General features: G+C 56.1%; 10 protein-coding genes and 2 pseudogenes. 7 read left to right on the top strand and 5 right to left on the bottom strand.

Annotated elements, in window-relative coordinates:
* Positions 1 to 217 precede the first annotated feature (217 nt).
* Positions 218 to 982 (top strand): annotated as a pseudogene (locus tag O77CONTIG1_RS21205) (IS1 family transposase).
* 272 nt (positions 983 to 1,254) lie between these two features.
* Positions 1,255 to 2,097, top strand: a complete 843-nt coding sequence (locus tag O77CONTIG1_RS21200; protein WP_225894634.1) for a tetratricopeptide repeat protein — start codon at positions 1,255 to 1,257, stop codon at positions 2,095 to 2,097.
* A gap of 119 nt (positions 2,098 to 2,216) precedes the next feature.
* Here the strand turns inward: O77CONTIG1_RS21200 and O77CONTIG1_RS21195 are convergent, their stop codons facing one another.
* Together O77CONTIG1_RS21195 and O77CONTIG1_RS21190 are read right to left on the bottom strand one after the other, a co-directional pair.
* Positions 2,217 to 3,458 (bottom strand): glycoside hydrolase family 10 protein, encoded by a 1,242-nt coding sequence (locus O77CONTIG1_RS21195; RefSeq protein WP_225894633.1) that lies wholly within the window; start codon positions 3,456 to 3,458, stop codon positions 2,217 to 2,219.
* 368 nt (positions 3,459 to 3,826) lie between these two features.
* On the bottom strand, positions 3,827 to 4,225 hold the full coding sequence (locus tag O77CONTIG1_RS21190; protein ID WP_068514867.1) for a response regulator: 399 nt from the start codon (positions 4,223 to 4,225) through the stop codon (positions 3,827 to 3,829).
* Between the two features lie 465 nt (positions 4,226 to 4,690).
* Here O77CONTIG1_RS21190 and O77CONTIG1_RS28205 point away from each other — a divergent pair, with 465 nt between their 5' ends.
* The 3 genes and pseudogenes from O77CONTIG1_RS28205 to O77CONTIG1_RS23920 all read left to right on the top strand — a co-directional run bounded on the left by O77CONTIG1_RS28205 (position 4,691) and on the right by O77CONTIG1_RS23920 (position 8,033).
* On the top strand, positions 4,691 to 5,113 hold the full coding sequence (locus tag O77CONTIG1_RS28205) for a DNA gyrase subunit A (RefSeq protein WP_286132446.1): 423 nt from the start codon (positions 4,691 to 4,693) through the stop codon (positions 5,111 to 5,113).
* Positions 5,062 to 7,215 carry a DNA topoisomerase (ATP-hydrolyzing) subunit A gene (locus O77CONTIG1_RS21180; RefSeq protein WP_286132445.1) on the top strand — a complete coding sequence of 718 codons (2,154 nt, stop codon included), beginning with the start codon at positions 5,062 to 5,064 and terminating at the stop codon, positions 7,213 to 7,215. The genes O77CONTIG1_RS28205 and O77CONTIG1_RS21180 overlap by 52 nt, the downstream gene beginning before the upstream one ends.
* 56 nt (positions 7,216 to 7,271) lie before the next feature.
* Positions 7,272 to 8,033, top strand: a pseudogene (locus O77CONTIG1_RS23920) (IS5 family transposase).
* Positions 8,034 to 8,655: 622 nt separating this feature from the next.
* Here the strand turns inward: O77CONTIG1_RS23920 and O77CONTIG1_RS24975 are convergent.
* Positions 8,656 to 8,811: a hypothetical protein gene (locus O77CONTIG1_RS24975; protein ID WP_156435555.1), complete on the bottom strand. Its 156-nt coding sequence runs from the start codon at positions 8,809 to 8,811 to the stop codon at positions 8,656 to 8,658.
* Between O77CONTIG1_RS24975 and O77CONTIG1_RS21165 the strand changes: the two genes are divergently transcribed.
* The gene (locus O77CONTIG1_RS21165) at positions 8,810 to 11,800 is read left to right on the top strand and encodes a GAF domain-containing protein (protein WP_068514862.1); all 2,991 of its coding nucleotides are present in this window, start codon (positions 8,810 to 8,812) and stop codon (positions 11,798 to 11,800) included. The genes O77CONTIG1_RS24975 and O77CONTIG1_RS21165 overlap by 2 nt on opposite strands.
* Positions 11,801 to 11,874: 74 nt before the next feature.
* On the opposite strand, the gene O77CONTIG1_RS21160 is transcribed toward O77CONTIG1_RS21165, so the two are convergent.
* On the bottom strand, positions 11,875 to 12,783 hold the full coding sequence (locus tag O77CONTIG1_RS21160; RefSeq protein ID WP_197673265.1) for an ABC transporter ATP-binding protein: 909 nt from the start codon (positions 12,781 to 12,783) through the stop codon (positions 11,875 to 11,877).
* Positions 12,784 to 13,329: 546 nt separating this feature from the next.
* On the opposite strand from O77CONTIG1_RS21160, the gene O77CONTIG1_RS21155 reads away from it, so the two are divergent.
* Positions 13,330 to 14,754, top strand: coding sequence for a uridine diphosphate-N-acetylglucosamine-binding protein YvcK (locus O77CONTIG1_RS21155; RefSeq protein ID WP_084783078.1), 1,425 nt, complete (start codon positions 13,330 to 13,332; stop codon positions 14,752 to 14,754).
* Positions 14,755 to 14,766: 12 nt separating this feature from the next.
* Here the strand turns inward: O77CONTIG1_RS21155 and O77CONTIG1_RS21150 are convergent, their stop codons facing one another.
* Entirely contained in the window at positions 14,767 to 15,747 is a 981-nt protein-coding gene (locus O77CONTIG1_RS21150; RefSeq protein ID WP_068514859.1) for a carbohydrate kinase family protein, read from the bottom strand.
* Positions 15,748 to 15,750 lie beyond the last annotated feature (3 nt).

Here is a 15,750-nt window from a genome sequence, read left to right as displayed (position 1 = left end):
ATTGGGGTCGGTCGCAAGTTCTTGACTGGGAGTGGCTGAAAATCTTGGCAATTTGCCAATTTGCCAATTAATTTCTTACCAACCAGTCTACTTCTAAATCTAGCCACAGATAATCTAGCCGCACCAGGTAGTGCCTTTTAATAAAGGACGGAGAAAATTAGGAGTCGATATCATAGAGCAGCCCTGATTGTGTACCCACTCACGAACTTGATCCATCATGAAGCCGTATCTCCTCTGCCCGAGCTGTGATTCCGATGACATCATGAAAAATGGCACAACTTCGTCGGGGCAAACAAAACTATAAATGTCGCGATTGTGGTCGTCAGTTTGTGGAGAATCCTCAATGGAAACCGAAAGACAAGGACACCTGTGCGCTGATTGATTGCATGCGCTCGAACGCATTCCCCTTGCTGGCATTGCCCGGGTGCTGCAATTGTCCGAGAGTTGGTTGCAACAGTACGTGAATGCTAGCTATGCCGAGGTACCTCAGCAAGCGGAGGTGGTTGCCAAACCAACGTGCCGACTGGTGGTGCAGATGGATGAGTTGTGCTCATTTGTGGATGAGAAGGGCAACAAACACTGGGGCTGGCTGGCGATTGATAGAGCAAGCCGTGAAATTATCGGGTGTCATGTGGGAAACCGTTCTGCTCAATCGGCACAAGCGTTATGGCAGTCTCTACCTCGTCAATACCGTCAGTATGCACGGATTTACACCGACCATTGGGAGGCTTATAGGAGTGTACTGCCCAGTAAACGGCATTTTGCAGTGGATAAAGATTCGGGTTTAACGAGTCATATTGAGCGATTAAATAATACGTTGCGCCAGCGCATCTCCCGGTTAGTGCGACGGAGTTTGTCATTTTCAAAGAAGCTCGAAAATCACATTGGGGCGATTTGGAACTTCATCCATCACTACAACCAAAAGATTCGAGAGAAACTGCAACGAGAGCAAACAACTGATTTTTCCCCATCCTTTACCTAATGGCACTACCTTTTCATGATGTCATCGGAATCACAGCTCGGGCAGAGGAGATACGGCTTCATGATGGATCAAGTTCGTGAGTGGGTACACAATCAGGGCTGCTCTATAATATCGACTCCTAATTTTCTCCGTCCTTTATTAAAAGGCACTACCGGCGATTTATTTTGGCGATTTGTCGAGTCATCGTCTAAGCTATGCTCAGTATTTAACGATAGTGCTGGAATTAAACCTTGCTAAAGCTGAAATTGATTGTGTTGAAGCGTTTTCCTCTCTTGGCTCTGCCGTTGGCGTTGGGCGCAGGCTTTTGGGCGCGTCCGGCGATCGCCCAGGCGTTGATTCCCCATGTGCCCCAGTTGGACTATGCCCGGATGGAGCAGCAAGGGCTAAGTCTGGCCCAGGAGGCGGCGCAACTCGCGCAGTTTCAGCAATATGAGCTGGCGCTGATTCGGGCGCAGTTGGCGACGCAGCTTGTGCCCCAGAACGGGCAGGTGTGGGCGCTGCTGGGCAGCCTGTATCTGCAAGTGGGTCAGGGTGAGAAGGCGATCGCCCCTTTGCTCAAGGCCGAATCGCTCAGCCGGGAAGATCCGGCGATTTTATTTGCCCTGGGCACAGCCTATTTCCGTGCAGAAAACTATGCCCGCTCGGTGGAATACCTGCGAAAGGGGCTGGCGCTCAAGGACGACGAACCCGGCGCATGGTTTGACCTGGGCAATGCCTACTACATGCAAAAACAATACGCTAACGCGATCGAGAGCTACGAAAAGTCGGTCGAGCTTCAGGAAGACTTTTGGCCGTCCATCAACAACATCGGGCTGGTGCTGTATGAAATGGGCGACATCGACGGGGCGCTGGAGAAATGGCGCGAGGCGATCGCCATCGACGGCACCCAGGCCGAGCCGCAGCTTGCGGTCGCAGTGGCGCTGTTTGTGCAGGGCAAACAGGAAGAAGCCCTGACCACTGGCGAAGCCGCCCTCAGCCTGGACGACCGCTACGCCGAGATCGACTTTTTGCGAGAAAACCTGTGGGGCGATCGCCTGATTGAGCAAACCCGACGGTTCCTTCAGCTTCCCCGGATACGCGAGACGCTGGCGCAGATTCGGCAGTCGGGTGGTTAAGGGCGAGGGAGGGGGGAAAGAGGAAAGAACGAAGAGAGAAGAACGAAGAGAGAAGAACGAAGAGTGTCCGTTTTTCGTTTTTCGTTCTTCATTCTTCATTTTTTCCGCCTCTCCCCCCATCACCCCACCCTCGGTCGCTGGGCTGCTCTGGGAAATAGTGTGCGGAGCGTGCGATCGCGCCCGTATAGCGTTTCGTAGAAGAAGAACGACACCCCCGCAAAGCCCTGTTGCCGGACGGCAAAGACCTGCTGGCGGATCACCTCTGGGCGGGCGGGGCGGTCTTTGAGTCCGGCGAGAATGCCGATGGCGACGGGAATGTGGCTGCGGGCTTCGACAATTTCGGGGCGGCTGAGTTCGGCGGCAAAGCTAGACAGGTTATCCCGATAGATTTGAATAATCAGTTCTTCTACATAGCCGCGCCGCTCCCAGGTCTTCCAGTCTTGCAGATAGTGGCGATAGGCATAGTCCTGGGTGTTGGGCGATAGAGCGACCAGGCAGTCGGGGCGGTAGGATTTCGCGGTTTCAAACAGGCGCACCATTAGAGCAGAGATGCGATCGGCCCGCCAGCGCGTCCATTCCGCATCGTGGGGGTCGGCGGGCGGCGACTGGCCCTGATGCTCCTGCTGATATAGCTTGACAGTGTAGGGGTCGTAGCCCAGTTCGGCGGGTAGCCCAAAGTGGTCGTCCAGTTGCAGCCCGTCGATTTCGTAATTGGCGGCGAGTTCGGCAATTAAGCTCAAGATGAATTCCTGCACCTGCGGATGGAATGGGTTCATCCAGACGCGGGGCCAAATGCCCTCCATCACCACTTGGGAGCCATCACGCCGCTGCGTCAGCCAGTCGGGATGCCGTCGCGCCAGTTCTGAATCAGCCGGAGCCATAAAGCCAAACTCGAACCAGGGAACCACGGCCAGACCCAGGCGGTGGCCCTGCTGCACCGCTTCGGCAAGCATATCGCGCTGCTGCAACCCGGAGTGCGGATCGACCCGTCGCCCGATGACGCGCTCGGCAGTGGCGCTGGGATAGAGCGTGTAGCCCCAGTTCCAGACAGTGGGATAGATGCTGTTGAAATGCAGGCGCGAGAGGCGGCGGAGTCCCTCGGAGAGGCGATCGCTCGAAAACAGCACATCGCTGTCGATATTGGTGAGCCAAACGCCGCGCAGCTCCGTCGTGGGCAGCGCAGACTGCGCCATCCCGCTCAGCGGCAGGTGAAGCAGCATCGACAGCGCCAGACCCAGCGCGATTAGCCTCGTGCGCCAGGAGCGAAACGGATGCCGTTGAAAGGCAGTGAAAACGCCGGCAAGAAAGGCAGAAAAAGGAGTTTCTCGCCGGAAAGTAGAGTAGAACTGTCGAAATTTCACGATTTGTCGTGGAATTAACTTTTTTGATTGACTTTGCAGATAGATTTTAGGATTTCTCTACCCAGACAGAAGTTCCCGCGACCAGTTGCCCTTTCAGCGCAAACACAATCCAGGGAGTAATCAGGGCGGCAATCTGAGCGATCCTCCAACCGCATCTGCTGCGGCCCGTTTCTCAGTTTCACCGCCGATCGCCAGGTCGGAGGGGGTTTGGGGGACGCGCTTCGTCCCCCAAGCGGAGGTTTGGGGGAAAGCTTCCCCCAAGGATTGCTGGCTCGGAAAGCGCTACCCGCCGCAGAACCCTGCCCCACAAAAAAGCCGCCTCTGCAAATGCGGGAGCGGCAAGTTCATACAAATGTACTAGAATCAAATTACTCTTGGGGCAGCAGCGACATGATTTGCTCAACAAACCGCTGGTGATCCACCACGGGCTTGGAGATATAGTCGTCGGCTCCGCTCTGCTTCAGGAAATTCTCGCGATCGCCCTCCATCGCATGAGCCGTAACCAGAATAATCGGCAAATCCGCCGTTTTGGGATCAGCCTTCAGCATTTGGGTAATCTTGATGCCGTCAACGGGCTTGCCCTGATAGACACTGTGCGACAGCGACACATCCATCAAAATAATGTCTGCTGCTCGCGCCGTCGCAATTTCCATGACCTCATCCACATTCTCGGTGTGCGAACCTCCAAGCCCGCCCCGCTTGGTCAAAATCTTGGAAAAGACGCGAGCGTTAATTAAGTCGTCTTCAACAATTAGAACTGTCTTCATGCCAATTGCTCACTCTCTCCACTATTCACCCTTACTCAAAAGAATGAAACATTTCTAACCAAGACAGTTAGGCTACATGATGAAGAAATATAAAAGAGGAATAAACCTGAGCATAGCATTTTGCAGTGGTTTCGATGGCGATCGCCCTGTCATCGCGGTCGATCGACCCCGGCGATCGCCCAGCTACGCCCAAATCCCCACTCTACTTGCAGATCATCGGTAATTCAGTAATGCTGCTGATAAGTGCGAAATTAGCGCTATGTTTGGGTTTCGGACAATCTTCGGGCAACTTGCCTGCGAGCCTGAAGCATTGGCAACTCAGACATGCCGAGCTGATGTCCTAAAAAGTCGTTTTTTTGACTTTTTGCAAAAATCCTCCCAAACCTGGCTCAAACCTTTTTGAAGTTTACGTCCTTGTTCGTTCTCTTGCTCGTTCAACCTGCCTTTTAGTCCTTAAAAACGCTCATGGCTAGACAGCTCAACCTCTCCGCCGGCCAAGTAGTGGCCACAGCGCTGCATACCGAAGTGCAGCAGTCCTACCTGGAATACGCCATGAGCGTCATCGTGGGGCGGGCGCTGCCAGATGTGCGCGACGGGCTAAAACCCGTACATCGCCGCATCCTCTACGCCATGCACGAACTGGGACTCACGCCCGATCGCCCCTTCCGAAAATGCGCCCGCGTCGTGGGCGACGTGCTGGGCAAATATCACCCCCACGGCGACCAGGCGGTGTACGACGCGCTGGTGCGGATGGTGCAGGATTTCTCCAGCCGCTACCCGCTACTGGGCGGACACGGCAACTTTGGCTCGGGTAGACGACGACCCGCCCCGCCGCCATGCGCTACACCGAAACGCGCCTCGCCGCCATCAGCCATGAGGCGCTGCTAGCGGAAATTGGCGAAGCCACGGTCGATTTCATCCCCAACTTTGACAACTCGCAGCAGGAACCCGTCGTGCTGCCGGCCCAGTTGCCAACACTGCTGCTGAATGGCTCCTCCGGCATCGCCGTGGGCATGGCGACGAATATTCCGCCGCACAACCTGGGCGAAGTGGTGGACGGGCTGGTAGCGCTCATCGACAATCCCGACCTGCCCGATGACCAGCTTTTTGCGCTGATTCCTGGCCCCGACTTCCCCACAGGCGGCGAAATCGTGGGCACGGAGGGAATCCGCGATGCCTATACCACTGGGCGCGGCAGCATCGCCATACGCGGCATTGCTCAGTTTGAAGAAATTCAGCCAGGGCGCGGTCGCCATCGCCGCACGGCCATCGTGGTTACAGAGCTGCCCTTCCAAGTGAACAAGGCCGCCTGGATTGAGAAAATTGCCGATCTGGTGAACCAGGCACGGATTGAAGGAATTCAGGATATCCGCGATGAGAGCGATCGCGACGGAATGCGAGTGGTCATTGAACTCAAGCGCGAGGCCAACCCCCAGCGGGTGCTGAGCCAGCTTTACAAAATGACCCCCCTGCAAAGCAACTTTGGCGCAATTTTCCTGGCGCTGGCCGATGGACAGCCGCGCCAGATGCCGCTGCGGGAACTGCTGCAACAGTTTCTCACCTTCCGCGAAGAAACCCTCACCCGCCAATACAACTACGAGCTAAGCAAGGCAGAGAGCCATATTCACATCCTAGAAGGGCTGCTGCGGGCGCTGGCAAATTTGGATCGGGTGATTGAAATTTTGCGAAACGCACCCGATGGTGGCGCGGCCAAGATCCAGTTTCGAGAAGAGTTCGACTTTAGCGATCGCCAGTGTGATGCCATTCTCTCCATGCCGCTGCGTCGCCTCACCGGGCTAGAACAGCAAAAACTCCAGACCGAATACGACGAAACCGCCGCCCGGATGCAGGAACTCCGCACCCTGCTGAGCAACCGCCGGGAACTGCTGAAATCTCTGAAAAAAGACCTGCGGGCCCTCAAGAAAAAATTTGCTGACCCGCGCCGTACCCGCCTGCAAACGGAAACCGAGCGGCTCGAAGAAGCCGAAACTCTTGCAGACATTGCCGAAGAGGTGATCGAAGAGGAGGTGGTGCTGGAGTTTACCCAGCGGGGCTATGTGCGCCGCTCTACGCCCAAAGCCTTCGAGCGGCAGCAGACCAAGCAAGACGACCTGCCACCCAAAACGCTGATCGACAGCGAAGACCCGGCGCTGCAAACCGAGTCCGCCCTGACTACTCAAGAGTTGCTCGTGCTGACCCGCAGCGGCAAGGCCTACACCCTCAAGGTGGGCGACATTCCTCCCACCTCGCGCCAGTCGCGGGGAACGCCCCTGGTGACGCTGCTGCCACCAGGAGCGCAGACTGGAGAAGATGCGATCGTGGCGCAGTTTGTACTGGCTCCAGAGTTTTTGGAAAGCCTAGATTTGGTGATGCTGACAGCCCAAGGACGGATCAAGCGGGTGCCGCTGGCAGAGTTTACCAACTTGACGGGGCGCGGGCTGACGGCCCTGAAGCTAAAAGATGGTGATGCACTGCAATTTGCGCTGCTGGCGGCTGAGGGTGAACAACTCGTCTTAGCAACAGCAGGCGGACGGATGCTGCGATTTGAGATTAACGAAGACCAGCTTCCGGTGCAAAGCCGCACGGCACAGAGATTGCAGGCCATTCGCCTGGGCAAGCAGGAAACCCTGGCGGGCTGCGTCGCGCTGACGGCGAACGACGAGATCCTGCTGATTTCGCGCCAGGGCATGGGCAAGCGGCTGCCCGTGCGGAGCCTGCGTCTGGCAAATCGTGGCGACTTGGGTCAGGCGCTCCAGTTTGTGGCCAAGACGGATGCGGTGGTGGGGCTAGTGCCTGCCTACGACGGGACGATGGTGACCGTGCTGACCAGTGGCGATCGCCTCGCCCGCCTTCCCGCCGAGTCTTTCCCCTGTGGTGCGACGAGCGGCGAGAAACTGCTGAAGCTGACCAAAAACGAGTTTATTACTACCCTCATTCCAGCTCTCTTGCCCGCCGAAGATGAGACCGAAGATACTCAGGATGAAGGCTAGGGAGTGTCATCAATTAGATAAGCTGTAATCAGCAGTGATTCAGCTATCTGACGATTATGACAACCCGACGCTACGCCCTGCGCGATGACCAATGGGAACGGCTCCAAGATTTGCTCCCTGGACGACGGGGGCGGTGGGAGTCACAGCAAAGGATAATCGTCTGTTTGTCGAGGCAGTGCTATATCGATATCGAGCCGGCATTCCCTGGCGAGACTTGCCAGAGCGGTTTGGTCATTTTCGCAAGGTTCACACCCGCTTTCGGCGCTGGGCAAAGACGGGCGTATGGCAACGGGTGTTTCAGGTGCTGTCTGAAGATGCAGACAACGAATACGCCATGATCGACACCACGATTGTGCGTGCTCATCAGCATAGTGCTGGGGCAAAGGGGGGATGCCAATGCCCAAGCCATTGGTCGTAGTAAAGGGGGATTGAGCACCAAGATTCATGCGACTGTCGATGCACTGGGCAATCCGACAGGCTTTCACCTCACACCCGGGCAGACCTGTGACCTTGATGGGGCTGATGTGCTGCTAGAGAACATTCAAGCTGATACAGTCCTGGCTGACAAAGGATATGACGCAGACCAACGGGTGGTTGAGCGACTCCAACAACAGGGCAAGGCTGCTGTGATTCCGCCCAAGCGAAACCGCAAGACACCGCGTGATTACGACAAGGAGCTATACAAAGCGCGGCATCTGATTGAGAACTTCTTTGCCAAACTCAAGCAGTATCGAGCGATTGCGACACGCTATGACAAGTTAGCCGAGACGTTTCTGAGTGCAATTTACATGGCGGCTGCCCTGACTTGGCTTAATTGATGACACGCCCTAGTCTCCCTTTCTTAAGTTCTAACTGCAAATTCCGGCCGCAAATTTCAGCCGCGGCAATCTATAGCGATGCGCCCAAGTTTTTTATTTTTTGAGAGTGTAATCGTAGAAACACTCAATTACAGCGGGCGATCGCCCTCGTTTCCAAGAAAGTTCTCTAATTTTGTCGATGGCCTGTAAAGTGCTGCTTCTTACAGTAGAAGACTCAAACCTTTCAATTCACCCAATATATCGGTTCACTCAATCCGTTCCCTGAATGTTTTCTCCCAACCAATCGCAAATAAGGGTCTTATTCCCAGCGCTAGTTTTTGATAGCTGCTCGGTCGAGACAGACAGCCCCAAAATGACGGTCGAAACGGTTCAAGAGGAACCTTCACCCAACATCCACTCGGTAACGTTTGCAGATATAAAACGTTTGCAGATATAATTCGATTTCCGAATGGCTCAGGGTGAAATGTTCTGGGTGTATCCCAACTTTTGTAACCCTCACCCTAAATCCCTCCCCTAAAGCGGGAGAGGGACTTCCAATCCGGCTCCCCTTCTCCTTTTTTGGGGAGAAGGGGCTGGGGGATGAGGGCAAACTTGCATGTCTGGGATGCGCCCAATGTTCTTGCTACCATGCCATCAGGCGCTCCAGCATCACGGCAACTAAGTCTAGCTGCTCCGAGTTTTTTCTATTTTCAATTACTAAGCAGGCGACGATTTGCCATCCTTGGTTGGCACCGATCGCTGCATTCATAAACATCAGCCATAGTTTGACTAGGGACATGAACCCTGAACAGTCTCTTCCACCTCCGGAGTCTGGCGACGCTGTTACGGGTTTTCCCATCCGTCCGTCCATCTACGATGAGCGCATCGGAAACCCAGCCGCCAGACCACTCACCGAGCTTGAAGCGAATCCCGTCTTGCAAGTCCTCTTTGGGCTGTCTTTTGACGCAGTGCTGGCGTTTGACGATGCGGGCTATTGTCGAGCTGCCAACTCAGCCGCCAGCAATCTTCTGGAATTGCCTGTGGATGTGCTGTGTCGGCGGCGACTCCAGGATTTTGTGCCTCCAGAGTGCCAGTCTGAAACTGCCTGGGCCCAATTTCTGCGGGATCGCCAGCAGTCTGGGCAAACACTGATTTCGACAGCCGATGGACGCTTGCGACAGGTTGCCTATCGGGCGATCGCCGCCTGCACTGCGCCAGATTTACACTTGGCAATTTTGCGAGATCTGGGCGAGGCAAATGACTCTGAAAATGATCCTGAAAAAGAGGCCGAAACCTTGGAGGGGCGATCGCTGGCTGACATGCAGCAGACCCTCGCAACCGAACAGCAGGCAATTGAGCGAGAGCGCTTCATTACCCGGCTAGCACAAACCATCCGCCAGTCGCTCGATTTGCAGACTATGCTCCACGCCACAGTGGAACAGGTACGACACTTCCTCACGGTAGATCGGGTGCTGATCTACCAGTTTCAGCCCGACTGGAGCGGCAAAGTCGTCGCCGAGTCGGTCGCCCGCGACCCTTTATCACTGCTCGATCGAGTCATCGAAGATCCCTGCTTCGCAGCATCCTTGTCCCTCCCCGACTCGCATCCCTACGTGAGTGGCCGCATCCATCGCGTCAACGATGTGCAGCGTGATGATCTGTCGGACTGCTATCGAGAGATGTTGACCCAGCTTCAGGTGCGGGCGGTGCTGATCATTCCCATTGTTGTAAAAGATCGGCTATGGGGACTGTTGGTGTCTCACCATTGCACCGCGCCGCACCAGTGGGATGCCCTCAGCGAAGACCTGCTGCAACAGCTCAGCACCCAACTGGCGATTGGCATTTCCCAGGCCGAACTGTATCGACAAACTCAACAGCAAGCCCAAAAGGAACAGCTTGTAAACCAGCTTGTCCAATCTGTTCGCAATTCTCTAGATTTGCAAACGGTTTTCGCCAACGCCACGACTGCAATCGGCGAAATGCTGCGGCTCGACCGGGCGGAACTGGTGCGCTATCAGCCCGAACAAGGCTGCTGGATCAACGTATGCAGCTATCGCAACCGCCCAGAATTGCCTGATGCCAACGGGGTGGTCATTCCCGATGCAGGCAATCCAATCGCAGCCGGGCTAAAACAACTCCAAGTCATGCACGTTAGCAGCTTGGCCAATGAACCCGACCCCATTAGTCAATCCTTTGCGGAGCATTTTCCGGGTGCGTGGATGCTGGTTCCGATTCCCCGAATTGGCATAGCCGAAACGGAGGCGGCAGAGCGGCGGGTGTGGGGGTCGCTATCGCTGAACTATCAGCAACCGTCGCGGCAGTGGCAAAGTTGGGAGTTGGAAACGGTGCAGGCGGTGGTGGATCAATTGGCGATCGCCATTCAGCAGGCAGGTCTGTATCAGTCAGTGCAGCGACTGAATGATGACCTGGAGCATCAGGTCGCGCACCGCACTGCTCAATTGCAGCAGGCGCTAGAGTTTGAGGCACTGCTAAAGCGAATTACTGACAAAGTGCGCGACAGCCTGGACGAAACCCAGATTTTGCAGGGTGTGGTGGAGGAAGTGGGGCGCGGATTGCCCAACATTCTGTGCTGTAGGACTGCGACCTACAGCCCTGATTTGCAAAGCAGCATCATTGGCTATGAATACACAACCTGGCTGCCCAGCGCCGAAGGAGAGGTCGTGCAGTTTGCCGACAAACCGGATTTATATCGACAACTGCTGGCTGGGCTGTCCTTTCAGTTTTGCCAGCTTGTCCCCGATTCTGTGCCCCAGATGCAAACGTCTCTGACAGTTTTGGCATTTCCGGTGTTTGACGACCAGGGCATCTTGGGCGATATCTGGCTATTTCGAGAGCGCCAGCAGTGGTTTAACGATGCGGAGATTCGCCTAGTGCAGCAGGTCGCAACGCAATGTGCGATCGCCATCCGGCAGGCCCGACTTTATTACACATCGCTGTCTCAGGTCGAAGAGCTAGAGCGGCTCAATCGCCTTAAGGACGACTTTCTCAGCACTGTTTCCCATGAGCTACGCACGCCCATCGCTAGCATCAAGATGTCGATTCAGCTTTTGGAAATTCACCTGGATCGGCTGGGCATTTTGGGCGATCGCAGCAACCCCATCACGCGCTATTTCCAAATCTTGCAAGACGAGTGCCAGCGCGAATCAAACCTGATCAACAACCTGCTGGATCTGTCGCATCTCGATGCCGAGGTCGATCCGCTGTTGCCTAGCGAAGTCCGCCTCGATCTCTGGGTGCCGCACATTGCCGAAGCGTTTATCGAGCAAACCCGCAACAATCAGCAGCAGTTGTTTATCAACGTTGCAGCAAACTTGCCCCTGCTAATCACCGACTCGTCCTACCTGGAGCGCATTTTGACAGAACTGCTGACCAACGCCTGCAAGTATACCCCCGCTGGAGAGCGCATCACCGTCGAAGCCAGACCGTGGAACCGACCGCGCCGCCAGGAGCAGAGTGGACAAGCTTTCACCGACCCAACCGAGCCAACCGCCCCCAACACGCCGACCCTCTTCCAAATCTGCGTTACCAACACTGGGGTCGAAATTCCCGCAGCAGAGCGCGATCGCATTTTTGATCGGTTCTATCGCATTCCCAGCAACGACCCCTGGCGCTATGGCGGCACAGGGCTGGGGCTGGCGTTGGTCAGGCGGCTGGTGGAGCGACTCAGGGGGGCGATCGCCGTTGAAAGTAGCCACACCGAAGACAGTCGAGGAGAAACCCGCTTTATCGTTACGCTGCCTAGCTTAGAGATGCCACTGGGGGAGTAATGGAGTGGAATTGATACAGAGGGGGAGAAACTTGCAGATCATGGGTCCTCTTCGCCTCATACCCCATTGCCTGATTACCCAACCACTCGTATCGGCCCTTCCACGCTGCCCGTAAAAAACTGCCGCATGGCTGGATTGTCCGTCGTGTCGATGTCCTCCACTCGCCCTTCCCACTGCACTTTGCCCTGGTGCAAAAAAACAATGCGGTCGGCAGTGCGGCGAATGGTGCTGTGCTGATGGGTCACAATGGCGTAGGTGGTGCAGCCGTCCTCAGGACATTGCAGCTTGCGGATCAGGTCTTCGATCACCGTAGAGGCAATCGGATCTAGCCCAGCGGTTGGCTCATCATAGAGCAGCAGTTCGGGGTTGTCTGCCGGATTATCGGGGTTTTTTAGAATGGCGCGGGCAAAGCTGACCCGCTGGCGCATCCCGCCAGAGAGTTCCGACGGATAGCGATCGCCCGTTCCTGGCAACCCCACCATTTCCAACACCCGCTCTACCTGCTGACGAATTTGCTGACGCGGCAACCGAGAATGCTGATACAGCAAAAAGCCAACGTTTTCATCCACCGTCAGCGAATCGAACAGCGCCGCCCGCTGAAACACCATACCCACGCCAAAGGGATCTTTGCCCTCGTCTACTAGCCCCATGCGGCGCTGCCCTTTCAGATAGATTTCGCCTGCATCCGGCGCGATCAGCCCCGCAATCAGGCGAAGGATGGTTGATTTTCCGGTACCCGATGGGCCGATGATGCCCACTGCCTCATTGGGGTAAATGGCCAGATCCACTTCGTCCAGCACGACGCGATCGCCAAAGGACTTGCTCACTCCGCGCAACTCAATCAACGGTTCGCCTATGCTTTGCGCCTGTGTGCCTGCTTCCAGTGTGCCTTCCCCCCGGGTGCTTGCTTCCAGTGTGCCTTCCCCTGGTGTAACTGCTTCCAGTGTGCCCTCTTTTTGTATCCGCACGTTCGCTTCGTACATATATCCCACTGACTAGCATCCTACCAACTGGCATCCCTCCGGCTACCCAAATGATAAGTCCAGTCTCGCAAACCCGCAGTGATTGCAGCGTGAAAGGGTCTACCCGTCCCAGGCAAGCGAAAGCCAGCTTTCTTAAAAAAGAAACCGTGGATTCAATCGGGATAGGCTAATATCCTTGCAGCGGAAGTAGACCCAATTCAACCCTGAACGACAGTGGCATAAGTTAGGAAAGTGCAATCAATGGGGAAGCTTCCAAAACTTCATCACGAATTCATCAAGACTTTACACGAACGCATCCCACAGCCCTGAAATGTCAGGATAGTTAACGAAATACTGACTTCGCTGACCCCGTCAGAGGATTGAATTTAACCCGTTCTTAATCATTTTTCTATTCCGTTACAGCGTCATCTAGTTATAGCTTCACCTGTGAAATACCACGAGGCTAGAACGTTATCAGAGCGTGATAGGTTTTGCAAAACCCAGGTCGATTTTCAGAGTATAAACTGATACGCAGCGTTGCTGCCCTTTTGCCCCAGCCAGGTCACCATGTCAAACGGACTCTTAAAGCACGCCCTCCAAGCCATCAAGCCTGAGCTGCGCCTCCGCCAGGCCAACCTATCCAAAAAGCCCGCGCCCAAAGCGGCAAACCGCCATCGCACGCCCCATCGGGTGAATCAATGGTTTAAATGGCTATCGCCGGGGCTATCGGTCAAGCGGTGGCTGTTTATCACCATTGGGGGCTGTCTGCTGCTGCTGCTGGGGATTGCAATTTGGTCGCGGCAAACGCCAATCTTTCGCCTGGGGCAGCTCATTGGGGATGTGCTGGAAGTCATCACGCGCATCGTGCCGAACTACATCAGTGGGCCACTGGTAATGCTGGCAGGTCTGCTGCTGGTGTTTTGGGGGCAGACGCGCAGCTTGGGGTCGATTACTGAAGTGCTGATGCCAGGAGAAGAGGAGGAACTGGTGGATCGGCTGATGGCCCATCGCCGTCTGAATCGGGGCCCGCGAATTGTAGTGCTGGGTGGCGGTACGGGGCTGTCTACGCTGCTGCGGGGGCTGAAACACTATAGCGCCAATATTACGGCGATTGTGACGGTGGCGGATGATGGTGGGTCGTCGGGGCGGCTGCGGCGCGAGATTGGCGTGTTGCCGCCGGGGGATATTCGCAACTGTCTGGCGGCGCTGGCCGATGAGGAAAAGCTGCTGACGGAGTTATTCAAATATCGCTTTCAGGCGGGCGATGGACTGGTAGGTCACAGCTTCGGCAATTTATTTTTGACAGCGATGAGCGAGGTGGCGGGGGATTTGGAGCAGGCGATCGCCGCTAGCTCCAAAGTCCTTGCCGTGCGGGGACAGGTATTGCCTGCAACCCTCAGCGATGTGCGCCTCTGGGCCGATTTGGAAGACGGCCGCCACATCGAGGGCGAATCAAACATTACCGAAGCCCAGGGCAAAATTGTGCGAATTGGCTGCACGCCTGCCAATCCGCCTGCGCTGCCCCGTGCCCTGGCGGCCATTGAGGAAGCCGATTACATCATCATCGGCCCCGGCAGCTTGTACACCAGCATTATTCCCAATCTGCTGGTGCCAGAAATCGTTGAGGCGATCGCCCAGCGCCAGGTGCCTCGCATCTATGTGTGCAATGTTATGACCCAACCTGGCGAAACCGATGGCTATGCGGTGTCCGACCATATCCGCGCCATCGACCAGGTGACCTCGGGCAAGCGCCTGTTTGACGCAGTTCTGGTGCAAAAGAAAATGCCCTCTGCCCACTCGCTCATCCGCTATGCTCAGGAAGGCTCAAACCCGGTCTATTTTGACCGAGAAGGCGTGATGCAAACGGGTCGCCGCGTCGTCATCGCCAACGTCATCGACGAAGAAGTCGAGACGGGCCTGGTGCGCCACGACAGCGATCGCCTCGCCCGCATCCTGCTGCGCTGGTATAGCCGCGTGGCCGGGATTCGGTAGCGGAGTCACCCTCTAGCCCTGCTGCTGCATATACAAGAACGCCCCCACTTCTGCGGGACTGGGCTGAGCAGCGATCGCTCCAGGTCGAGTCGTCGTGAGTCCGCCCACCGCTGAGGCATAGGTCACGATTTGCCGGGCCAACTCAGGATTGGCCAGGGCCGCGATTCCCTGCTGACAAATTTGGTGCAAAAACCCAGCGACGAAGGCATCGCCCGCGCCCGTCGTGTCTTCCACTTCGACCGGGAAGGCCGGAACGCGCCCGTCGTTACCGCTGAGGCAATAGGCACAGCCCTTGTCGCCATCGGTAATCAGCACCCCTTCCAAATTATCCAGGCGATGGGCAATGATGGCGGGGTCGCGGGTTTCAAACAGCCAGTCGGCTTCTTCGGCGGAGAGCTTTAGAAAATCGACTCGCTTGATCAAAGCATGAATCGGCTGCCGAGCCGATTCGGGATCGGCCCAAAACACGGGCCGCCAGTTGACATCCACCAAAATTTTGACAAAGTATTGCTCCGCCAATTCCAAAGCGCGGGCGATCGCCCCAGCCGACTCTGGGTAAGCCAGCTCCAGCGTGCCCAGCACCAAAAAATCGGCATTGGCAAACAGACCTTCGGGCAGAGCGTCGGCTTTCAGGCGCGTGTCGGCAAAGGCATCCGAGGGCCGCCCGCCAAACCCAGCAAAATGGCGATCGCCCGCCTCATCGCGCACCACATACACGCCCCGCGTCGGCGCAGTATCGTGTCGCTGGATGCCCGCTCCGTCTACCCCTGACTCTAGCAGCAGTTTCACCAGCGCGTCGCCCGCCTCATCGTTGCCCACACAGCCCACAAAGCCAGACGGCGTGCCCAGCTTTGCCAGGGCACAAGCCACATTCGCGGGCGCACCACCCGGATAGGCCGTCCAGGACATCACCTGCTCCATCGGTTTCCCTGGCTGATCGGCCAGATAATCCAGCAACACCTCACCCAAACAAAGCACACGCGGCTGTGTCATCTT

It is taken from the genome of Leptolyngbya sp. O-77, from assembly GCF_001548395.1.
Lineage (GTDB): Bacteria > Cyanobacteriota > Cyanobacteriia > Elainellales > Elainellaceae > Thermoleptolyngbya.
This window is presented reverse-complemented; position numbering and strand designations above follow the sequence as displayed.

What these genes read in the sequence shown, in the direction of transcription:
- O77CONTIG1_RS21155 (WP_084783078.1), top strand. Translation starts at nt 13,330, where the DNA reads ATGTCAAACGGACTCTTAAAGCACGCCCTCCAAGCCATCAAGCCTGAG.
- O77CONTIG1_RS28205 (WP_286132446.1), top strand. Translation starts at nt 4,691, where the DNA reads ATGGCTAGACAGCTCAACCTCTCCGCCGGCCAAGTAGTGGCCACAGCG.
- O77CONTIG1_RS21190 (WP_068514867.1), bottom strand. Translation starts at nt 4,225, where the DNA reads ATGAAGACAGTTCTAATTGTTGAAGACGACTTAATTAACGCTCGCGTC.
- O77CONTIG1_RS21180 (WP_286132445.1), top strand. Translation starts at nt 5,062, where the DNA reads ATGCGCTACACCGAAACGCGCCTCGCCGCCATCAGCCATGAGGCGCTG.
- O77CONTIG1_RS24975 (WP_156435555.1), bottom strand. Translation starts at nt 8,811, where the DNA reads ATGTCCCTAGTCAAACTATGGCTGATGTTTATGAATGCAGCGATCGGT.
- O77CONTIG1_RS21160 (WP_197673265.1), bottom strand. Translation starts at nt 12,783, where the DNA reads ATGTACGAAGCGAACGTGCGGATACAAAAAGAGGGCACACTGGAAGCA.
- O77CONTIG1_RS21150 (WP_068514859.1), bottom strand. Translation starts at nt 15,747, where the DNA reads ATGACACAGCCGCGTGTGCTTTGTTTGGGTGAGGTGTTGCTGGATTAT.
- O77CONTIG1_RS21165 (WP_068514862.1), top strand. Translation starts at nt 8,810, where the DNA reads ATGAACCCTGAACAGTCTCTTCCACCTCCGGAGTCTGGCGACGCTGTT.